At 40.9% G+C, this 20,255-nt stretch carries 22 protein-coding genes and 1 tRNA gene; 6 read left to right on the forward strand and 17 right to left on the reverse strand.

The window, feature by feature from the left end; translation table 11 throughout:
* Nucleotides 1-200 precede the first annotated feature (200 nt).
* Nucleotides 201-701, forward strand: a complete 501-nt coding sequence (locus tag HPE56_RS11115) for a porin family protein (RefSeq protein WP_188243832.1) — start codon at nt 201-203, stop codon at nt 699-701.
* Here the strand turns inward: HPE56_RS11115 and HPE56_RS11120 are convergent.
* The 3 genes from HPE56_RS11120 to HPE56_RS11130 form a co-directional block, all read right to left on the reverse strand.
* On the reverse strand, nt 698-1,054 hold the full coding sequence (locus HPE56_RS11120; protein WP_188243833.1) for a hypothetical protein: 357 nt from the start codon (nt 1,052-1,054) through the stop codon (nt 698-700). The two genes, HPE56_RS11115 and HPE56_RS11120, sit on opposite strands and share 4 nt — an antisense overlap.
* Nucleotides 1,055-1,150: 96 nt before the next feature.
* Nucleotides 1,151-2,167: a UDP-glucose 4-epimerase GalE gene (galE, locus tag HPE56_RS11125; RefSeq protein WP_188243834.1), complete on the reverse strand. Its 1,017-nt coding sequence runs from the start codon at nt 2,165-2,167 to the stop codon at nt 1,151-1,153.
* 46 nt (nt 2,168-2,213) lie between these two features.
* Entirely contained in the window at nt 2,214-3,368 is a 1,155-nt protein-coding gene (locus tag HPE56_RS11130) for a DegT/DnrJ/EryC1/StrS family aminotransferase (protein WP_188243835.1), read from the reverse strand.
* An 82-nt stretch (nt 3,369-3,450) separates the two neighbouring features.
* Between HPE56_RS11130 and HPE56_RS11135 the strand changes: the two genes are divergently transcribed.
* From HPE56_RS11135 to HPE56_RS20465, 3 genes are all read left to right on the forward strand, one after another.
* Nucleotides 3,451-4,686: a 3-deoxy-D-manno-octulosonic acid transferase gene (locus HPE56_RS11135; protein WP_188243836.1), complete on the forward strand. Its 1,236-nt coding sequence runs from the start codon at nt 3,451-3,453 to the stop codon at nt 4,684-4,686.
* Between the two features lie 18 nt (nt 4,687-4,704).
* On the forward strand, nt 4,705-4,971 hold the full coding sequence (locus tag HPE56_RS11140) for a hypothetical protein (RefSeq protein ID WP_188243837.1): 267 nt from the start codon (nt 4,705-4,707) through the stop codon (nt 4,969-4,971).
* 355 nt (nt 4,972-5,326) lie between these two features.
* Nucleotides 5,327-5,455 carry a hypothetical protein gene (locus tag HPE56_RS20465; RefSeq protein WP_262890271.1) on the forward strand — a complete coding sequence of 43 codons (129 nt, stop codon included), beginning with the start codon at nt 5,327-5,329 and terminating at the stop codon, nt 5,453-5,455.
* Between the two features lie 723 nt (nt 5,456-6,178).
* Here the strand turns inward: HPE56_RS20465 and HPE56_RS11145 are convergent.
* A tRNA-Leu gene (locus HPE56_RS11145) sits at nt 6,179-6,260 on the reverse strand.
* A gap of 124 nt (nt 6,261-6,384) precedes the next feature.
* Here HPE56_RS11145 and HPE56_RS11150 point away from each other — a divergent pair.
* A complete protein-coding gene (locus HPE56_RS11150; RefSeq protein ID WP_188243838.1) occupies nt 6,385-7,773 on the forward strand; it encodes a dipeptidase in 1,389 nt (462 codons plus the stop codon).
* A 78-nt stretch (nt 7,774-7,851) separates the two neighbouring features.
* On the opposite strand, the gene HPE56_RS11155 is transcribed toward HPE56_RS11150, so the two are convergent.
* The gene (locus tag HPE56_RS11155) at nt 7,852-8,430 is read right to left on the reverse strand and encodes a PhnA domain-containing protein (protein ID WP_188243839.1); all 579 of its coding nucleotides are present in this window, start codon (nt 8,428-8,430) and stop codon (nt 7,852-7,854) included.
* Nucleotides 8,431-8,839: 409 nt separating this feature from the next.
* Here HPE56_RS11155 and HPE56_RS11160 point away from each other — a divergent pair, with 409 nt between their 5' ends.
* Nucleotides 8,840-9,940 (forward strand): DUF4407 domain-containing protein, encoded by a 1,101-nt coding sequence (locus HPE56_RS11160; RefSeq protein ID WP_188243840.1) that lies wholly within the window; start codon nt 8,840-8,842, stop codon nt 9,938-9,940.
* Nucleotides 9,941-9,956: 16 nt separating this feature from the next.
* Here the strand turns inward: HPE56_RS11160 and HPE56_RS11165 are convergent, their stop codons facing one another.
* The 12 genes from HPE56_RS11165 to HPE56_RS11220 all read right to left on the reverse strand — a co-directional run bounded on the left by HPE56_RS11165 (nt 9,957) and on the right by HPE56_RS11220 (nt 20,213).
* Nucleotides 9,957-11,729: a MutS-related protein gene (locus HPE56_RS11165; protein ID WP_188243841.1), complete on the reverse strand. Its 1,773-nt coding sequence runs from the start codon at nt 11,727-11,729 to the stop codon at nt 9,957-9,959.
* 43 nt (nt 11,730-11,772) lie between these two features.
* Nucleotides 11,773-12,246 (reverse strand): DinB family protein, encoded by a 474-nt coding sequence (locus HPE56_RS11170; RefSeq protein WP_188243842.1) that lies wholly within the window; start codon nt 12,244-12,246, stop codon nt 11,773-11,775.
* A gap of 3 nt (nt 12,247-12,249) precedes the next feature.
* On the reverse strand, nt 12,250-12,609 hold the full coding sequence (locus HPE56_RS11175) for an MmcQ/YjbR family DNA-binding protein (protein ID WP_188243843.1): 360 nt from the start codon (nt 12,607-12,609) through the stop codon (nt 12,250-12,252).
* An 11-nt stretch (nt 12,610-12,620) separates the two neighbouring features.
* On the reverse strand, nt 12,621-13,013 hold the full coding sequence (locus tag HPE56_RS11180; RefSeq protein ID WP_188243844.1) for a Dabb family protein: 393 nt from the start codon (nt 13,011-13,013) through the stop codon (nt 12,621-12,623).
* Nucleotides 13,010-13,633: a DUF4230 domain-containing protein gene (locus tag HPE56_RS11185; RefSeq protein WP_188243845.1), complete on the reverse strand. Its 624-nt coding sequence runs from the start codon at nt 13,631-13,633 to the stop codon at nt 13,010-13,012. Before HPE56_RS11185 ends, HPE56_RS11180 begins: the two co-directional genes overlap by 4 nt.
* Nucleotides 13,626-13,985 carry a DUF4260 domain-containing protein gene (locus tag HPE56_RS11190; protein WP_188243846.1) on the reverse strand — a complete coding sequence of 120 codons (360 nt, stop codon included), beginning with the start codon at nt 13,983-13,985 and terminating at the stop codon, nt 13,626-13,628. The genes HPE56_RS11185 and HPE56_RS11190 overlap by 8 nt, the downstream gene beginning before the upstream one ends.
* A gap of 74 nt (nt 13,986-14,059) precedes the next feature.
* Entirely contained in the window at nt 14,060-14,818 is a 759-nt protein-coding gene (locus tag HPE56_RS11195) for a cyclase family protein (RefSeq protein ID WP_188243847.1), read from the reverse strand.
* A gap of 155 nt (nt 14,819-14,973) precedes the next feature.
* Nucleotides 14,974-16,107 (reverse strand): radical SAM family heme chaperone HemW, encoded by a 1,134-nt coding sequence (gene hemW / locus HPE56_RS11200; protein ID WP_188243848.1) that lies wholly within the window; start codon nt 16,105-16,107, stop codon nt 14,974-14,976.
* Between the two features lie 98 nt (nt 16,108-16,205).
* The gene (locus tag HPE56_RS11205) at nt 16,206-16,571 is read right to left on the reverse strand and encodes a four helix bundle protein (protein ID WP_188243849.1); all 366 of its coding nucleotides are present in this window, start codon (nt 16,569-16,571) and stop codon (nt 16,206-16,208) included.
* A gap of 112 nt (nt 16,572-16,683) precedes the next feature.
* Complete coding sequence (gene ruvC, locus HPE56_RS11210) at nt 16,684-17,238, reverse strand: crossover junction endodeoxyribonuclease RuvC (RefSeq protein ID WP_188243850.1); 555 nt, start codon at nt 17,236-17,238, stop codon at nt 16,684-16,686.
* A gap of 62 nt (nt 17,239-17,300) precedes the next feature.
* A complete protein-coding gene (locus tag HPE56_RS11215) occupies nt 17,301-17,777 on the reverse strand; it encodes an energy transducer TonB (protein ID WP_223170276.1) in 477 nt (158 codons plus the stop codon).
* A 210-nt stretch (nt 17,778-17,987) separates the two neighbouring features.
* Complete coding sequence (locus HPE56_RS11220) at nt 17,988-20,213, reverse strand: TonB-dependent receptor (protein ID WP_188243852.1); 2,226 nt, start codon at nt 20,211-20,213, stop codon at nt 17,988-17,990.
* Nucleotides 20,214-20,255 lie beyond the last annotated feature (42 nt).

Genomic DNA, 20,255 nt, shown 5'->3' on the forward strand with positions numbered 1-20,255 from the left:
ATAATAAGAAGCAAATCCCATCTAGTGACGAGACTAATTCTTTCTAATTTGTTTGAAATAATGATTCCTGAATTTCAAATATGGTTTCAATAACAAAACCTGATCAAAAATACAATATTTCCTATATCTAGGCGTATCTTCATTGGTAATATTGCCCAAAAGGCAAGAACAATCATTATAATATACAAAATCAATTCGAAATGAAACATTACATTTTATCCCTGTTTTTCCTCATCGGGTTTTCCTGTTTAGGCCAAAAGACTTCCCATGATTTCTGGAACAATGTGCGTTTTGGAGGCGGCATCGGTTTGGGCTTTACCAATGAAAGTTTCAATGCTTCGATTTCACCAAGTGCCATATATCAAGTGAATGACCAGTTCGCCACGGGGGCTAGCCTCAATTTCAATTATGCCAAATTCAACGAAGACAAATTATTTGCCTATGGCGGTAGTATATTATCGCTTTACAACCCTATCCCCAACATTCAATTATCAGGGGAACTGGAACAATTGAGAATCAATAGGACGTATGCACTGGACGGGGGCAACAGGGAAGATAATTATTGGTCCCCGGCACTTTTCCTCGGTATAGGTTATAGCAACCAGAATGTGACCTTCGGTCTTCGATATGATGTATTATACGATGATGACAAAAGCATTTATGCCAATGCATTAATGCCTTTTGTACGCGTCTATTTTTAGGAGGAGTATTTATCTTTTAACCAGACTTTTTGGAACTCCCTTTTCAAGACCAGCAACGAAACCTGTTCGGCAACCTCAACGGCATCGGTTACATGAATCTGTTTAAAGGATTTTTCCGGTACATCGACCACATAGAGTAGATTGAGATAATCGGTGAATTTCTCCATGATCAAAAAATAAATCTTCTCATGCATGAAGACCCGTAGGTGTCCAGGGGAAACAGTATCGGCAAGGTCAATGGGGATATTCGCAAGCCCAAAATCCTTCTTTACCTGAATCACCAACTTGCCGTAAAGGTTTTCAGATTCGGCGTTCGCCAAAAGCTCATTGCTATCTACAAAATCAAGTTCCATAAACTAAATACGTTTCCCAAACTGTTTTTGGTTTATTCCTTTCTATCCCAACCTATGAATCGGCTTTGCAAAACAGACAGGAATCACCCCTTACATTCAGCTTCTAATCTTTTGTTCCCAGTCCCAAGCTGATTTCATCGCCTCATCCAGGGTAAATTGTGCTTTCCATCCAAGCTCTTCATTGGCTAGGGTGGTATCGGCATAGGCCGAAGTGATGTCCCCAGGTCTTCTATCCACAATTTTATAATTGAGTTTTTTACCTGACACCTTTTCAAAACTTTTGATTACCTCAAGAACAGTGCTTCCTTTTCCCGTACCTACATTAAATACCTCGTAATTCGTCTTGTTCTTCCCGGCCAATAAACGCTGAAGTGCAACAACATGGGCTTTTGCCAAATCCACCACATAGATGTAATCACGTACACAAGTACCATCTGAAGTAGGATAATCGTCACCAAAAACCGACAACTGTTCCCGTAGCCCCATCCCCGTCTGTGTAATGAATGGCACGAGGTTTTGTGGTACCCCAATGGGTAATTCCCCTATCTCGGAACTGGGATGGGCCCCCATAGGATTGAAATAACGCAAGGCAATGGCATTTAAGCCTTCGGTGACCTTGCAGGTGTCCCTGATGATCTCCTCGCCCATTTGCTTGGTATTACCATAAGGCGATTCTGCAGCCTTAACAGGAGCATCCTCATTAATAGGCATAGTATCTGCCTGACCATAAACGGTACAACTAGAACTGAATATGAAACTGGATTTCGATTTCCTTGATAGTTCCTTCAATAAATAAATAAGGGTACCAATATTGTTTTCATAATACAACAAGGGTTTTTCAACACTTTCCCCGACGGCTTTTGATGCCGCAAAGTGAATTACACCTTGCACATCGGCATGTCTTTTGAAAAACTCCTCCACCTTTGATTTTTCCTTTAAATCAATTTTTTCGAACAATGGTCTCTTCCCTGTTATCGCAGTGATACCATCGAGTACTTTTTCAGAGGAATTGGAACAATCATCAATAATAACGACCTCATACCCTTCATTCTGAAGCTCTACTACGGTATGGGAGCCTATAAACCCCAATCCACCTGTTACCAATACTTTCATCTAATCTTGTTTATTTTGAAATTCAATTCTATTAAAAGTGCGTTTATTAGCCATTAACAAAATGGATAACCGTTTCTGTGATAAAATCTATTTGTTCTTCATCGAGTTCGGTATGCATAGGAAGTGAAATAACCTCTTTCACCAATTGATTGGTCACAGGGAAATCCGCTTCACTATACCGTTCATCCGCATAGGCTTTTTGACTATGTAATGGTATGGGATAATACACCCCACATGGAATTTGTTTTTCCCCCAAGTGGGCTACCAAGGCATCCCGTTTTCCATTGGTAATACGCAACGTGTACTGATGAAAGACATGACAGTCACAGGTATCACAAATTTCACCACAATTGTTCACGGTCACAGGAACAACAATATGTTCTTGACCTTTAAATGCTTTTGAATATGCCCGTGCCGCTTTTCTACGAGCATCGCAATAGCTATCCAAAAGCGGAAGCTTTGCCCTAAGGACAGCGGCCTGAATGGAGTCTAGACGTGAATTCACACCCACAACATCATGATGGTACCTTTCGTACATACCATGGTTCACAATGCCCCTAATGGTGTGCGCCAAAGCATCATCATTAGTGAAAATCGCACCTCCATCGCCATAGCATCCCAAGTTTTTAGAAGGGAAAAATGAAGTGGCACCCACATGACCAATAGTTCCGGCCATTTGTTTTGAACCATCGTCCCACTTATACGTGGCTCCAATGGCTTGGGCATTATCCTCAATAACAAATAAATCGTGTTTCTTGGCCAAGGCCATAATGGCATCCATATTGGCACATTGACCAAATAGGTGTACGGGGACAATCGCCTTTGTCTTTGGGGTTATTGCCCGCTCTGCTGCTTCAATATCGATATTAAAGGTATCTTTTTCGACATCGACCAAAACCGGTGTCAATTGGAGCAAGGCAACTACCTCAACGGTGGCCGCAAAGGTGAAATCCACGGTAATAACCTCATCACCGGGCTGCAATCCTAAACACATCATGGCTATTTGTAATGCATCCGTACCGTTGGCACAGGGTATCACATGTTTAACCCCTAAATATTCCTCCAGTTCCTTTTGAAAGGCGTGCACTTCGGGACCATTGATAAATGCCGAAGTATCCAGAACATTTGATATCGATGAGTTTATTTGCTCTTTGATGGATTGGTATTGACCATTTAGGTCAACCATTTGTATTTTTCGCATCTGCAAGTTTTAGCATAGTAACAGTGCAAAAATAAGGAACAATTCTGGAAAGAAACGTATTTTAGCCACAAACCATAACCAAGTGAATCATATCTACAATCTTATCGCACAAATCACGTGGTTCTTCTTGAAAATAGTAGCATTTTTCCATCCAAAAATCAAACTATTCGTTCAAGGCAGAAAAGACACTTTCCCTATACTACAAAAGGCCATTGATAAAAAAAGGGATGTTATCTGGTTTCATGTTGCCTCATTGGGGGAATTTGAACAGGGCCTTCCTGTCATGGAAAAAATCAAAGCCGAATACCCTAGTTACCAAATACTGATCAGCTTTTTTTCCCCCTCCGGCTACGAGGTGAAAAAAAACACACCCGTGGCAGATGCCGTCATCTATCTACCCATCGACACCCTGGACAACGCCAAACGGTTTATAGCCTCGGTCAATCCCAAGCTAGCGATATTCGTCAAATATGAAATTTGGCCCAATTATTTAAAAGTTTTGGGCGACAATAACATCCCGACTGTTTTGATATCGGCCATTTTCAGAAAAGACCAAATATTTTTCAAATGGTATGGAGGCATCATGCGAAAAGCACTTGACACATTTACCCATTTCTTTGTTCAGGATGAAAAATCGGTAAACCTATTGAAAGGGATAGGCCTCAACAACATAACACTTAGTGGCGATACCCGATTTGATCGGGTTTCCGAAATTCTGGAAAGGGACAACAAACTTCCTTTTATGGAGCAGTTCAAAGGAAGTTCCCCCTGCTTTGTTGCTGGAAGTACTTGGCCCGAGGATGAAGCCATTATGCTCCCGTTCATCAATGAAACCCAATCCCCATTAAAATTTGTTCTCGCCCCGCATAACATAAAACCGGAACACATTACGGACTTAAAAAAATCAATCACCAAAAAAACCTTGCTCTATTCCGAATGGGAAAATAATGACCCCAGCCAGTTTGATGTATTGATTATTGACACCATAGGCCTTTTGACCAAAATATACAGTTATTCGAATATCGCCTATGTTGGTGGTGCTTTTGCCACTGGGCTGCACAACACCCTCGAACCGGCTGTTTTTGGCATCCCCATTATCATTGGCCCGGACTATTCGAAATTCAATGAGGCAAAGGCCTTGGTGCGCAACAAAGGTATTTTGGTCATCAAAGACAGTGCTGAATTCGACACCACGATAACCCGATTATTGGAAAACCCGGATTATTTAAGGGAAACCGGTCAGATCAATGCGGATTATGTAAATGGGAACAAGGGGGCTAGCATCCAAATTATGGCATACGTTCGTACATTACTATGACACTAATATGTAGCCACTATGAGAATTCCCCAAATTTTTATGCTTTTGGCCTTGATAAGTATATTGACAAATTCTTGTGGTAACCGACATTCGAGAAAGGACAATCTACCCATTCAAGAGGACAACACCCCTTCTACCAAGGAGCTCCAAAAATTGAAATCCGACCCCAACGAGAAGAACAAGGCCGTTCCGAACAGGAACTACCAGGATAGCATTTTAAAAAAGCGGAAGAAATCAAGGGGCCTGGACTCCCTAAAACCAAAAGTGGCCATGATGGGAACATAAGGTCATCTTGGGCTTGGGCATTTATCCCAAACCAAGGAAATATACCTATGAATCCCAAACTTTCCGGAATTTCGCTTACCATAGCATTATCCGGATTTTTATTTGGTTTTGATACCGTTGTCCATAGTGGGAACAAGACCCATAAAGGGACTTTGGAACACCCCCCTAGGACCAATAATCGACAAACTATGCAAAGACCCCCATGAAAACTGATTTAAAAATCCGTGCTTTTCATCGAATAATCAGGCAATACATCCAAGAAACATACTAAGGAACAGTCTTTTAGTCGAAATATTGGCAAAAACAGATGGATTTTAAACGGTATTTGCTTAAATTGTAATAAATTAATAAAATCATGGAGCAAGAAATTACATTTGGCACCAAAATGCTCAACCTTTTTTTGGGTATAATGGTTGTGGTTTTAATCGCGATTTTGCTATCCGTAGTTGGTGGACTTTTATTGGCTGCCGTTGGAATCATTTAATGCGATTAAACTGAGAATCCCCCAAATATTACCTCCTAATTTGTTCTGAAAATAACAAAGTCCATTTTTAAATGGACTTTTTTTATGCCTTGACCAAGCCTTCCTGCCATAGTATTTCACAATTCCCGTCAGGTTGATGGGATCTATTCGATCTTATCCGATAAAAAAGACCTTTAAACAATGCCAGGGGACCGTTTACGTATGATTTCAACAGGAATATGATTCCATACCCTATTTTTCCATAAAATGACTTATTTAGGTAGCTCCGATCAAACTCCCCTTTTTTAGTGGGTATATGTTGGAATCAAAAAATATCCAAAAAGGGATATCCGGAATGCAGTGTAATAACCACAATTATTTTTCCTGACCCGTTGGGTTGGATCAATCCCAAAAGTTGTGTGTGGATTAGAAAAAGAAAGCATAAACTATCCCGAAGTTCGTGTTCTGTTCTTTTTTGCATTGCAAAAAAAAAGAAATCAAAAATAGGCCGCTCCTTCTTTAGTACCCCGTTCAGTAGGGTGAATATTATAGCATTCTTCCTTTATAGATTAACATTGATCCTTGCATAAACACAACAATGGGTCATGACCCCTATTTAGGTTAAACCAACTATTTGCATAAATATCCAAATATCCAGAAATTGTTCTTAATCCCTATTGGGACGCGTAAACAGTATAATTGAAAAACAAAAAAGCCGACTCCTAAAAGTCGGCTTTCGCTTTGTACGGGCGGAGAGACTCGAACTCTCACACCTTGCGGCACTAGATCCTAAGTCTAGCGTGTCTACCAATTCCACCACGCCCGCAAAACAATAATCCCTAATCCTATTTGATTATCGGGATGCAAATATAAAGCAAAATTTCAATTTACGATACTCTCGCTTTAAAAAGTTCTTTTTGTAATTTTGAATTTCTAACAAAGCCTTATACATGCAAAATAGTAGAGAGTACGTAGCGAAGAACAAAGAACGATTTTTAACCGAGATTATCGAGCTTCTCAAAATGCCTTCCATCAGCGCAGATTCGGCATTTTCGCAGGATGTGATCAACACTTCGGAAATGGTCGGGAAAGCATTGGATGAAGCAGGATGTGATCATGTGGAAATATGTGAGACCGATGGCTACCCAATTGTATATGGCGAAAAAATAATCGATCCCAACCTACCAACCGTTCTGGTCTATGGCCATTATGATGTTCAACCCCCCGATCCCGTTGAGCTTTGGGACTCCCCTCCTTTCGAACCTGTTATCAAAAAAACAGAAGAACATCCTGAAGGGGCGATATTCGCAAGGGGTGCCAGTGATGACAAAGGTCAGATGTACATGCATGTAAAAGCCCTGGAGTTTATGGTAAAGACCAACCAACTCCCCTGTAATGTAAAATTCATGATCGAAGGGGAAGAAGAGGTTGGCAGCGTCAATATAGCGACCTATGTCGCCAATAATAAGGAGAAATTAAAGAATGATGTCATCTTGATTTCCGACACCGGAATGATCAGTAAGGAATATCCTTCGATTACCACAGGCTTGCGTGGTTTGAGTTATGTTGAAGTAGAAGTGACAGGACCCAATCGAGACCTGCATTCCGGATTATACGGAGGGGCTGTAGCAAATCCCATCAATATCTTAACGAAAATGATCGCTTCGCTGCATGATGAGGACAACCATATTACCATTCCAGGGTTTTATGATAAGGTAGAGGAGTTGTCTTCCAAGGAAAGGGCTGAAATGGCCAAGGCCCCTTTCGATTTGAATGCTTACCAAAAAGCATTGGATATTGAAAGTGTATATGGGGAAAAAGGATATACCACCAACGAACGGAATTCGATTAGACCCACTTTGGACGTGAATGGGATATGGGGCGGCTATATCGGGGAAGGTGCCAAAACCGTAATACCGAGTAAGGCCTATGCCAAAATATCGATGCGTTTGGTTCCCCATCAGGAATGGGAAGAAATTACAGACCTTTTTGTAAAACACTTCACCAATATCGCGCCAAAAGGCGTAAAGGTAAAAGTAACGCCACATCACGGTGGCCAAGGTTATGTGACTCCTATCGACACCATTGCATACCAAGCTGCCGCCAAAGCTTATGAAACAACATTCGGCAAAACGCCCATACCCCAGCGTAGTGGTGGCAGTATTCCCATTGTATCACTTTTTGAAAAAGAACTGGGCAGCAAATCGATATTATTGGGCTTTGGTTCCGATAGCGATGCCATACATTCACCCAATGAGCATTTTGGGCTCTGGTTTTACTACAAGGGAATTGAGACCATTCCCTATTTTTATAAATATTTTACGGAAATGAATTCATAATAAATGCCCGAAAAAAAAGAAATCCCAAATCCCATTCACAAGAATTGGGATTTGGGATTTTGTAATTAGGATTTTATTTTAGATTTTCTTCACGTACTTTGTGATTATCACGATTTGCTGTGGCCCTACTTTGCCTTCAATATATTCGGCATTTTCCCTATCCAAGGAAATACGCCGTACAGCGGTTCCTTGTTTGGCCACCATACTAGATCCTTTTACCTTCAAGTCTTTGATTAAGACCACACTATCCCCATTTTCCAATATGACACCGTTCACATCCCTGTGAATGATCTTCTCAGATTCATCCTGACCTTCCCCTGTGGCCTTCGCCCAAGCCAATAGCTCATCATCCAAATACATCATATCGAGCAGATCCTGGGGCCATCCTTCAGCTTTCAATCGGGAAAGCATGCGCCAGGCCACTACCTGTACAGGAGGATGTTCGCTCCACATACTATCATTCAAACAACGCCAATGGTTAGGGTCTACCGCATCCGGGTCCTCAATCTGACTTAAGCAAGTTTCACAACCCAATAAACTACCATCAACACCACCTGTCGATACCGGGGGTACTTCATAAATTTTTAAATTTTCCGTTGCCCCACATATTTCACATTTTGCACCGCTTCTCGCTTGTAAGTCTTCCAATAAACCCATTATATATATTTTTTTTAAGAGCTGCAAAGCTACATATATTTAGGAATATGGATTTTGGATCAACTTAAAATTATCATCAACCTTTAATCCATTCCCTTTTAACGACATAGGACAAGCATATAAATCGAATGAAACATCAAGGGAATCCAAGCATAATCGAAACTTATTATATTATGAAACCTCCTTAATTTATAGTAAACCATACATTTTATCCTAAAATATTGCCCAAATTCATAGATTTAACAGCTTTTCCTGTAACAAAACCCCACAGATGGCGTTCTAATTACCTATATGAAACATTTCGCAGTACTACGATCAATTCGGATTTAGTATAGAACCAAGATCAAAAGTTCTCGACTGCGCTCGAACTGACCGTAGTATTGCCATCATCAATCAAAATCGGAACACTATGTTACAACACTTTTTTATCCTCTGCTCAGGGGCAGATGCTTCTTTGCTTTCAACCTGCTCCCAAGGTGAACAAAATAAATATGCCGGTATCGGTGCCACAGTCTTTTTTACTGCCGTGATGGCCTTTCTGGCCAGTGCCTACGCTTTATTCACCGTTTTTGACACTATTTACCCGGCCGTTTTTTTTGGACTTATTTGGGGGCTGTTGATTTTTAATTTGGATCGTTTTATCGTTTCAACCATAAAGAAGCGCAATAGTTTTGGCAATGAACTACTACAGGCCACCCCACGGATTATTTTAGCCGTGATCATCGCTGTGGTTATTTCAAAACCTTTGGAAATGAAAATTTTTGAAAAGGAAATCAACCAGGTATTATTGGAACAAAAAAACGAGCTCACTTTAGCCAATAAAGATCAAATAGCACTGCAGTACAACCCCCTGATCGAAAAATTGCATCAGGATATAGCCGCTTTGAAAAGTGAAATCGATACACAAGAAGCTGAGACCAATGCCCTATATAACACTTATATATCCGAGGCTGAAGGAACGGCAGGTACAGGCCTTTTGGGAAAAGGTCCCGTGTATGCCGAAAAGCGCGAAAAGCACGATGCCGCATTGGCCGAATTGCAACAATTGAAGACAACCAACGCCGAAAAAATAGTGGCATTGGAATCGCAAATTGCAGCTTTAAATACCGATTACAATAGTGCTGTAAACAGCTCCCAACCCATTATCGATGGTTTTGACGGACTCATGGCTCGTATTAATGCCCTAGGTAAGTTACCGTGGTTCCCCTCATTCTTCATTTTTCTTTTGTTCCTCGCCATTGAGACTTCGCCGATTATAGCCAAATTGTTGGCCCCAAAAGGTGAATACGACATAAAACAGGAAGAAGAGGAAAGTATTCTAAAAACATGGGTAGCCCAGAAGGTTCAGCAACGCCAGCAGATTTTGGCAACCGACATTTCTTTGAACACTAAAATCTACAACGAAATTGAAGCGGAAGAAGCGGTTTATGCCCATAAAAAGAAAAAAGCTGAGGAACTCCTTAAACTACAGGCCGATGCTTTTCATGATTTACAGGTAAAGCGATTGTAAATTATCGGATTTGCAATTATTCCACAATTTCCATCTTTTTCAACAAGAAGGAAGCATTCATATTCTGACAAATACCTTTTTTAAGCGTATAATCGAAATGAAGCTCATTATCGATGATTTCGGCATCAAAATAATAATTGGCAACTTGTGGTAAATCCTTAGCTACCTCACAAAGACTCAAGTCATGGGTGGCAATGATTCCTGTGGATTTGGATGCTACCAATTTCTCCACGAATTTTCGAGATCCAATGGCCTTGTCCGTGCTATTGGTGCCCTTTAAAATTTCATCCAAAATGATAAAATAACGGTCTTTTTGAATTTCATCCACAATGAATTTCAGGCGTTTCAACTCAGAGAAAAAGTACGATTCGTCATCGGCCAAGGAATCCGAGGTCCGCATACTGGTAATCAATTTTATCGGAGCGTATTCCGAAGTGGAGGCACATACGGGCAATCCTACGTTGGCCATAACAATCTGAAGGGACACTGTTCTTAAAAAGGTACTCTTCCCAGCCATATTGGCCCCGGTGATGATAAAGAATTGCTCCTTATCTATTTGAAAATCATTCAAAACACTTTTCTTCGGATCCAGTAAGGGATGACCGGCCTTAGTTGGTTTTAGAACAACATTTTCATTTTCGATCTTTGGAAAAGCGTAGTGTGGATGGTTATAAGCGAAATTGCCCAAACTATTATAAGCATCAAAAAAAATGACAACATTGAACCAAGCTTCCACATTGCCTCCATGGCTTTGGATCCAATTCTCCAACTTAAAAGATTGCCGTAAATCCCATAGCAAAAGGCCATTCCCCAAAAATCCGAAAATCATATTGTTTCTTTGGTCAAAGGCATTCAAGATCTTGGAGAACTCCTCCAAGATTTTTGATGTCGGCTCTTTATCCCGCAAAACGGCAGTTTGCTGTTCTTTCAATAATCCGGCTGAAAATTCGGTGCTTTCCAACTGCATTATCAATTTTTGATATTGGTGAAAAGTACTTTGCACCTTCGAGGTATCTGCGGATAATTTATTTATCCTTTTTAAATACCGCCCAGTAATCCCAAGTCCTAAAAAGTACCAAAAAACAACGCCCCATCCATTTAGTAAGTCCATGAAATACAGGGTGACCAACGCCACCGAAACCAATGAGAAAACGGTTGGCAAAAAGGACATGTATTTCGGCACAAAAACCTGATATCCTTTCAACCATTTGATAATGACGTTAAATGGCGTCTCTGTTTTTACCAAGCTCGCCACGGCAGAAAACCCTTGTCTCCATTTTGGTTTCTGACCCAATTCATCGATAGCTTCCTGTTTGGCGGGAATGCCCTCAATATCATTTTCCAACAATAATGATGAAAAATACGCTCCCCCTTCCTTCAAGGCTGTTCGGTTTGCATATTGATAAAAAGACCCTTTCCCAAAAAGGTCAATATCCTGACAAAAGTAATGATCGTCCCTATTGAATTCCTTACCCTCCGGTAGATGATGGAATTTGCGTTCCAACACTTCAATCTCCGTAGTATTTATGTGAAGCAGGGCCTTAATCCGATCCCGCTTATATTGCAAATCGGAATGTCGTGAAACCAAGAAAATGAAAAGCACAATAGTACCTACGATGATACCTGCCACTAATTTTCCATTCCCATAAGCAAAATAAATACCGACAACCGCGATACAAAAAATAGCCAATCGCAGCATACTCGATGCATACAATCGCTTTTTTACTTGGGATAACTGATGTTTATATTCTGAAATCTGTTCGTTGTAGAACGATAAAGGCTCTTGCATTGGGGCGGTAACTTATTTGATTGGTAAATATAAGGAAACCATCCTAGCTTTTGGTCATGCCACTAAGCATTGCAATCTGTCCCAAATGATAAATATCGTGTTGGGAAACACTTCTTAGAATAACACCGAAAACATAGTTTTTACCGGGTACTTTTTTATTTAAAACCGAATCATTACTATCCGCCAATAGCCCCAAAAGTTCTTTTTGTGTTTGCCTGATCCCCTGTTTTAACCGTTCCCATTCCTTTTCGTTGCCAACAGTGATCGGGACCCAGTTGTTCAATGTATCGATAATGACATCATAATCGGCATCACCCTGTAATTTTTTAATGACAAAAATGCGCCAATTGATTATATGCTGTAACACAACGGCAATCGTCTTATCCCCATACATTCGATCATTGACAATATGCCAATCGACGGTATCGAGTTTTGTCATGACAGCATCCCCATACCCGGGCCTGCCATCAAAGCATTCCTTTAAATCATGGATTATGTATTCCAAATTCGTCCGCATAACTCATCCTAAGGCATCAAATTCCGCCTTAAGCTTTTTGGTGAATTTCGAAACTACCAAATCATGGGAATGATCCACCAAATCCAATATCAACTTCGGCGGCAGATTCCCCAGAAGAACGGTATTCCAATGCACCTTACTCATGTGATAACCGGGAATAACATCACCATCATATTCTTCCCTTAAGGCAATGGCCCGTTCAGGATCACACTTTAAATTGACTTGGGACGGAAGCCGCTCCAATGCAACCAAAGCAAACATCTTGCCCATGACCTTGAACACCAAGGTCTTTTCATCAAAAGGAAACTCCTCGGTAATCCCTTTTTTGGAAATGCAATACTCCCTGAATTCCTCTATGTTCATATCCTATATATCTAAATACCTTTGGAATCGTACACTACGACCTTGGCCCAAAGGTGGCCTACCTCCTTTATAAACAATTTATGGGGTGCCTCATCCTGGTATTTTTGCTGTGCCTCTGCAGATTCAAAAGTAACAATCAAGGAATAGGTAAAAGAACCATCGACCACATCCCTACTGGCCCTTGGAGGGGTACCAATGAACTTGGTCTTGGCATAGGCCGAAGCCTCCATAAATTTTTGTAGGGATGTTTCAAAAGCCGCACGGTCTTCCTGGCTATCAGGATTGTGCAACCAAAAATAAACGGTATGTACAAAACTAGTATCGAAATTCCCCATAGTATTGTCTGTTTGGCCATAACCGACCATGCTGAAGGTGATAAGCAATACGGTTAATACGATTTTCATAAGTCCAATAATTTTTTTTGTTTTCCTTCTATCTTCAAAGCGGAGTAATCCAATTTCCACCCTATGGTCTCAACGATCTTCTCAATCAACAATACTGCCTCCAAGGCCTCTCGTTTTGCCGTTTCCATTAAGCCGCTCTCCGGTATTTTCTCCATGATATGCTTTCTGGCCTCCTTATTCAATGACGTAAGATCATTCGGGGTAAACGTATTGAAGAGTCCGTTTTGGATATCATAAAACTCCAATTCGGGCTCTATGGAAAGTACTTCGGGATCAGGAAAATTCGTCAGGATGATTTTCTTCTTATCGTTATCGGCATGCATCAATATCTTCTGTAGATCGTATCCGATCAGGGCTTTGGCATTGATGACGATCAAGGCTTTCTTTTTACTGCTCACCAAGCTTAGAAAACGCTCCTTGGTATTTTCGTACTTATAGATTTCGGCAAAATCACCTTCCACCGAAATGAGCTTACAAACACTTTTTATCTTTTCCAAAAGCACGGTCGATTGATGCTCTGTAAGCTCCTTGCTCTTCTTTTTCCTGAACATGGAAAACATCCAATACATAAGTATGGCACCAAGGATGAGCCCTAAAAATATCTCTAAAATACTATCCATTTTTATTTCCGATTTCCCCTAAATGGGTATACTTGAATCCCTTATTATATTTTAACCCATATCCCAACACCCTATCCAACGCGGCATGGGAAAATACAATAACCCCTATCAATTGAACAATGGGGGATGAAAAATACATTCCGGCAAAATATAAAATTATGGCCAAACCTTTATGATGAAAAAGGTTATACATCATTGCGCCTATTTTATTTCCAAACAAATACCCTGCCATTCCAATATCGGGGGTGAGTATCAAAACCAAAAACAACCACCATGGGTACCCCAATAAACCGAACATGAAAATACCGAGGGTAAGCATCATGAACTCTTCCAATTTTATCAATGTTTTCATCAACTTGCTTTTAAATTCGTCACTACTAAGGCCAAACAAAGCATTGGCAACAGCACCAAAGATAACACTCCTACCTATTCGGACACTTCTATGTTTGCGTATAATACCGGTCTACTGGGCGATGCGTCGTTCTCAAAAGGCGCCACTTGTAAATTAAGGAAATATGTGCCGTCCTCAATACTATTGTGCACATAAATGAATTCAGTTATGGTTGCTTGCTTTCGCATTTTACCATTTGCATTCCAAAAAGCCCTATGGGCTCGTAGTTCCCCACCATCCCTTTCCCTGTCTATCGAGGGCAGATCGACCAATAGATGTTCCACACCCTTATCGACCAAGAATTTAGCGGCTTCCTCTGTTATATAAGGAGGATTCGTTTTCGAATACTGCTTGGAGAATTTATCCCTTAAATTGGGTAAGGTGCGTATGATAATCGCATCCCTTTTTTTGTTCCCAAAAGCATATTGTAGTTGTTTTTTCGAAATTATAAAATCTTCATTCACCTTCTCAGGGGCAATGGTTACCACCTCAGCATAAAAGAAATATCGATTCAGGTTTTTATTCACGGAATGGAATTCCTCTGTAATATGTCCCACACATTCGGTATGCGTCCCATGCGCATGCGGATTAAACCAAATATCGTTGAAATTGACAGCAGCCCCTTGGGATACCGCCCCAACAAAATCGCCTAGGGTGTGCGGTTCTATCCGAGGGTGCGTAATATACCATGCATTTACATTGGATGCATTACCACGTATGGGAATGGATATATCAAGTGGATTTGAAAGATCTATCGTATGGTTTCTGTTATTAACTTTCAGGGTTGCAAGCATATAAAAAAAGTCTCGTCGAGCGCAGTCGAGACGTACTGGGTTTAAGGGTTATTGGTTCTTGACCGCGCTCGAACAGCCAAAAACCGATGTAAAAGGCTTCCTTACAATGATGGAACAATGTTCAGCATACGTGCAGTAGGAAGCAAATTTTAATTTCAACCTAAATTAATCATAAACAAATCGCTGGCAATCCCATCGACCAAGAACTTTCCTTTTTTTGTGGCAATCAGATGCCCATAAGTCACCACCAACAATTCCTGTTCTAAATATTTTTCCATCTGTCGGGTGATATATACATAGTATTTTTCACCGAATCCAGATCGGATCCTATCTAAAGAAACACCCCAAATGGTACGCAAACCGGTCATGACATACTCATTGTACTTATCGGTCAGGGATAGTAGTTCACTGGTATTGGGCAACTCCCCTTCCCCAATGGCTTTAAGGTATTTCGGATTATTGGCTATATTCCAACTTCTGTTTTTTCCATCGTAGGAATGGGCAGAAGGACCAATACCCATATACTTTTCACCCAACCAATAGGCTGTGTTATTTTTAGAATAGAATTCTGGTTTTCCGAAGTTGGAAACCTCATAACAATCAAAACCAGCCTTGGTCAAAACATCGTAAAGTGTTTGAAAATGGATCTGGGCGAGCTCGTCATCCAATGGCTTTATCAATCCTTTTTTAATAAAAGTAGCCAATGCCGTTTTTGGCTCCACCGTCAAGGCATAGGAAGATATATGTGGAATGCCGAACGACAGGGCTTTTTGTATGTTTTGCCTCCATCGTGCATCACTCATTCCGGGAATACCGTAAATAAGGTCTATAGAGATATTATCAAAATATTTCGTCGCCTCCCCTATGGATTGCTCCGCCTCTTTGGCACTATGGGCCCGGTTCATCATTTTCAAATCTTCCTCGAAAAAGGATTGGACCCCAATGCTTAAACGATTAATACTACTTTGGGACAATTCCAGAATTTTCCCCTGTGATAAGTCATCGGGGTTGGCCTCTAAGGTAATTTCCGGATTTTCGATGACTTTATAATTTGAGTAGACGGTTGCTATCAGATCATTGATCTCGGTCGTCGTCAATACGGATGGTGTGCCCCCACCAAAATAAATGGTCGCTATAGTATCACCCTTGAATTCATCCTTTCGCAATACCAACTCTTGCTTTAAGGCTGCTATCATCGCATCTTTCTTCGCCATACTGGTCGAAAAATGAAAGTCACAATAGTGACAGGCCTGTTTGCAAAATGGAATATGGATGTAAATGCCGGACATAATTCAGTTTTCAGTAGTCAGTAGTCAGTGGTCAGTAGTCAGTTTTCAGTGGTCAGTGGTCAGTGGTCAGTGGTCAGTGGTCAGTGGTATGGACATAATTATTTAGAGCCGAATTTCGCAGGATTGTTCATCATATAATTTATTAGTTTTCCAACTTCTTTACTTTTTAGAAACAAATCATCATATATCCCTTTATTAACATATCCGCATCCCAATGCGAATTCCAACCAACTTTGAGTTTCAAGATTTTCTGAATCGGCATCTGTTAATTTACTAATAAAATGTTTTGGGTAAATCCGCTTGGCGTAAGACTCTGCAATATTTGCCGAAACACTTCGTGATGATCTTCTTATTTGATCAGTTAACGAAAATCTCTCTTCAATAGGAAAATTTTTGGAGACCTCAAAAATGCGCATGGCAAGAGCAAATGATTTTTGATATGCTAAAAGTTCTTGAAATTTCATTTTAATATTATCAATTTTTAATACACCAGCTTTCTATCCTCTGCTAACTGTTTACTGCCCACTGTTTACTACCCACTGTTTACTGTTCACTGTTTACTGTTCACTGCCCCCTTCACTTCTTCACCCTTTTCTCATTTTGTTTTACAAAAGCATCCCAGCCCGAATAGCTTTTTCCGATATCTATCTTACCCTCATTGTAAAAATGGCACACCGCAGCTGCGAGTCCGTCGGTACTATCCAGGTTTTTCGGTAAGGATTTCAATCCTAGGGTACTTTGCAACATTCGTGCGACTTGTTCCTTACTCGCATTTCCATTACCGGTAATCGCCATCTTTATTTTCTTGGGCAGGTATTCCGTGATGGGAATCTGACGGGATAAACCTGCGGCCATCGCAACCCCTTGGGCACGACCCAATTTTAACATGGATTGTACATTTTTTCCAAAAAATGGGGCCTCTATGGCTATTTCATCGGGATGATACGTATCGATCAATTCGATGGTGCGCTCAAAGATGAGTTTAAGTTTGGTATAGGGATCGTTATATTTCTGAAGTAATAATTCGTTCATTTGAACGAACTTCATTTTCTTGTTCTCCACTTTGATGATCCCAAAACCCATAATCGTGGTTCCTGGATCGATTCCCAATATGATTTTTTCGTTGGACAAATTTTTAAATATTAAGTGTTAGAAAACTACGTTGGCAATCTTAAGCTTTTCTGCGATGTACATTAATTGGCACTGAGCACAATGGGTATCCTGAATTTCGCACGTACGGGTATACCCCTTTTCAATGCCGGTGCCAATGGTGGTAAGTTTCGTAGACTCTGTGAAATAATTCCGTCGAAATCGGGCATTGTCTTTTCGATCCCCTTATCCTTTTCAATATCCACGACGGTTATCTTCCCCTCTTGATCTATTAAGAAATCTACATAAACCGTGGTATTCGTGTCAGGATCGATGACAAACTCGAACTCTTGTAAAGTTGCCGAAAAATGATTGAGCAATTCCCTCTCAAAACATTGTCGTTGCATTGTTTTTGAAGTTGACTCATCGCAATTTTCAAAAAGCGGATAGTTGTCAACATCATTCCAATCAATAGTAAGCATTTCCTTATTGACCAATTTTTGGGTCTTTGCCTCCTTGGATTCGAACAAACCGCAAGAAAAACAAGAACATAAAAGCAGTATGGCTAAAAACTTTCTCATGAACCCCATTTCTAGGGCGGAAATTACGATTTTTTAAGGAGCTTCACCAACTCCTTAATATACAAAAAATAAGCCCCATTCATAAATGAGGCCTATGCCTTTCCCTCCGACATAAAATTGCCTTGCCCCTGCCTTGTCTATGTTCAACTAATTTCTTTGTTGAAAAATGGATAATAAATCCGCCAGTGTAGCATACCGGCGGACTTATATTTAGAATGCTACTGTTACTTTTCCCCTCAGATAGAATGGCGTACCCGGCGTAAAATGGATTTCCTCCACAGACTCCGGTTCATTGAACAAACGGCTTTCGGTGGCGAATTGCGTTTCGTTCCATTCCGCATCGAAAATGTTTTCCACAATCAAACCAAACGTCCAATTATGTATACTGTAATTCAATGTTGCATCGGTCACGAAATAACCCTCGGCGGTAATTGAATTATCTTCATTGGCAGATCTATCATCGATATATCTATAGTTAAGTCCCCCTGAAAAACCTTGATTCCCACCTAGGGTTATACCTCCGGCCATGGTAAAATCCGGTGCAAGCGGAATAAAATCCTCCCCATCTGCCTCTTCGGTACTTCGCGCATGGGTATAATTCGCATCAGAATACATATAGACCCAATCAAAAGGTTGATACCTGGCTCCCACCTCAAGTCCCATTCTTCGCGTTTTCCCACTAGGCTCCACAATACCCGCATCACCTACATACACAAACTCCTGATCTAAAAACAAGCTCCACAAAGTGGCATTCAAAACCAATTTATCCAAAGGTCTTATGATGGTTCCCAAATCGATCCCATAAGCTGCCGGTAGAATTTCCTCCCCACCATTTGCCACCACTACCCTAGTATCATTGGAATGAAATCCAATTCCTGTTTTCAGGAATAGCTGTGTCTTTTCCGTTGGACTATAAATAAAATTGAACTTTGGACTGAACGCCACTTTTTCTTCACTCTGGCTATCGTAAATTTCACGCATCTTGTTGTTATAATCAAACTTAAAATAATCCAAACGAACCCCTGGTTCAAAAGTAAATTTGCCCGATTTAAAAGTGGCTCCCGCAAAGGCATAACTATTCACCTCATCTACATCGCCATAAGCGAAACGCTCTAACAATTCTCGTCGATTTGCGGTGTGCGACAACTGGTTATCGTCCACATTATCGTACCTGAAACCAATCCCGATATTGTATTTAAAACCCAAATCCCCCAAACTTGCCGAATTGTTATTAAATTCCGTTTTTGCCCCAGCCAATAAACGATCTTCATATTGTTTGATCTGGTCCCCATTGACCGGGTCTTCCAAGAAAAAAGTAAAATTGGAATAGAGCTCAAAATCATAATGGGACACAAAAGCCATTGTGTTCAAGGATTTACCCGATCCTAGATTTTTGTTATGGTTCAAAAGGAAATTGGTTCTACTGGTCTGTCCACCCTCAGTGTCATCAATGGCCCCAAAACGACCTATCAACCCTTGGTCAACCGCTCTTTGCGGAATTTGACCGGATGCATCCCATTTGCTGGAAAAGTGGGAAGCTGTCAACATTAACTCTTGTTCCCCAGGCAATGCGTAACGGTATCTTCCCAACATATTGATGCGATTAAAATGCTGGGGTGAATCAAACGGACCATCCGTCAAATACAGTTCGGAAGCTAGATAGGCATTGCTGTTCTGGCTATCGATTACATTGAACATCCCCATAAACCTTCGAGCTCCATATTGCCCCACTTCGGTAGACAACATACTTTTATCCAAACGCTTTCTCAACCTCAGGTTCACGTAACCTGCCGTATTAAAATTGCCTTGGTCGACATAATAGGGTCCTTTCCCAAAGTTTACATTTTCTATGGTTTCAGGAATTACAAAGTGCAGATCGGCGTAACCTTGCCCATGGGCATGGGAAACCATGTTTACAGGCATTCCGTCCACATTAATTGCCACATCGGTACCGTGGTCCACATCAAAACCCCGTAAAAATATTTGCTCAGCCTTTCCGCCTCCTGCGTGTTGACCAATGATAAGCCCTGGAACTTTTCTGAGGATTTCCTGCGATGATTTCACAGGGTTCGTCTTTACATCCACATCTACCAATTTACTCAAGGCATCCACCTCTGATACCAAAACCACTTGATCTAAAGAAATCGCACTTTCTTGGAGTATGACCGTTATCGACCCCTCCATATCGGCAGGACTCACCACCCTGGTTTGGGTAGCATACCCCAGTCTGGAAAAATAGACCGTATCGCTAACCGAAGTCCTATCAAGAACAAAATGCCCTGTACCATCGGTATGGCTATGTTGGCCACTGGTTTTGTTAAATATGCCCGCGTCCCCTAATGGCGAACCGGATTCATCAATCAATTTTCCTTCCAAGTTTTGTGCAGCAATAGTGCACATGAACAGCATGGAAAATGCCGTCATAAAATATTTCATGTCGTTGTTTTTAAATTTGATTTGTACAAATAAGCCTGAACA

The sequence above is a fragment of the Maribacter aquimaris genome (assembly GCF_014596745.1).
GTDB lineage: Bacteria > Bacteroidota > Bacteroidia > Flavobacteriales > Flavobacteriaceae > Maribacter_A > Maribacter_A aquimaris.

Bases quoted from the DNA above. Each gene is read 5' to 3' on its own strand.
- HPE56_RS11115 (WP_188243832.1), top strand. From the start codon at position 201: ATGAAACATTACATTTTATCCCTGTTTTTCCTCATCGGGTTTTCCTGT.
- HPE56_RS11120 (WP_188243833.1), bottom strand. From the start codon at position 1,054: ATGGAACTTGATTTTGTAGATAGCAATGAGCTTTTGGCGAACGCCGAA.
- galE (WP_188243834.1), bottom strand. From the start codon at position 2,167: ATGAAAGTATTGGTAACAGGTGGATTGGGGTTTATAGGCTCCCATACC.
- HPE56_RS11130 (WP_188243835.1), bottom strand. From the start codon at position 3,368: ATGCGAAAAATACAAATGGTTGACCTAAATGGTCAATACCAATCCATC.
- HPE56_RS11140 (WP_188243837.1), top strand. From the start codon at position 4,705: ATGAGAATTCCCCAAATTTTTATGCTTTTGGCCTTGATAAGTATATTG.
- HPE56_RS20465 (WP_262890271.1), top strand. From the start codon at position 5,327: ATGGAGCAAGAAATTACATTTGGCACCAAAATGCTCAACCTTTTTTTG.
- HPE56_RS11150 (WP_188243838.1), top strand. From the start codon at position 6,385: ATGCAAAATAGTAGAGAGTACGTAGCGAAGAACAAAGAACGATTTTTA.
- HPE56_RS11155 (WP_188243839.1), bottom strand. From the start codon at position 8,430: ATGGGTTTATTGGAAGACTTACAAGCGAGAAGCGGTGCAAAATGTGAA.
- HPE56_RS11160 (WP_188243840.1), top strand. From the start codon at position 8,840: ATGTTACAACACTTTTTTATCCTCTGCTCAGGGGCAGATGCTTCTTTG.
- HPE56_RS11165 (WP_188243841.1), bottom strand. From the start codon at position 11,729: ATGCAAGAGCCTTTATCGTTCTACAACGAACAGATTTCAGAATATAAA.
- HPE56_RS11170 (WP_188243842.1), bottom strand. From the start codon at position 12,246: ATGCGGACGAATTTGGAATACATAATCCATGATTTAAAGGAATGCTTT.
- HPE56_RS11175 (WP_188243843.1), bottom strand. From the start codon at position 12,609: ATGAACATAGAGGAATTCAGGGAGTATTGCATTTCCAAAAAAGGGATT.
- HPE56_RS11180 (WP_188243844.1), bottom strand. From the start codon at position 13,013: ATGAAAATCGTATTAACCGTATTGCTTATCACCTTCAGCATGGTCGGT.
- HPE56_RS11185 (WP_188243845.1), bottom strand. From the start codon at position 13,633: ATGGATAGTATTTTAGAGATATTTTTAGGGCTCATCCTTGGTGCCATA.
- HPE56_RS11190 (WP_188243846.1), bottom strand. From the start codon at position 13,985: ATGAAAACATTGATAAAATTGGAAGAGTTCATGATGCTTACCCTCGGT.
- HPE56_RS11195 (WP_188243847.1), bottom strand. From the start codon at position 14,818: ATGCTTGCAACCCTGAAAGTTAATAACAGAAACCATACGATAGATCTT.
- hemW (WP_188243848.1), bottom strand. From the start codon at position 16,107: ATGTCCGGCATTTACATCCATATTCCATTTTGCAAACAGGCCTGTCAC.
- HPE56_RS11205 (WP_188243849.1), bottom strand. From the start codon at position 16,571: ATGAAATTTCAAGAACTTTTAGCATATCAAAAATCATTTGCTCTTGCC.
- HPE56_RS11215 (WP_223170276.1), bottom strand. From the start codon at position 17,777: ATGAGAAAGTTTTTAGCCATACTGCTTTTATGTTCTTGTTTTTCTTGC.
- HPE56_RS11220 (WP_188243852.1), bottom strand. From the start codon at position 20,213: ATGAAATATTTTATGACGGCATTTTCCATGCTGTTCATGTGCACTATT.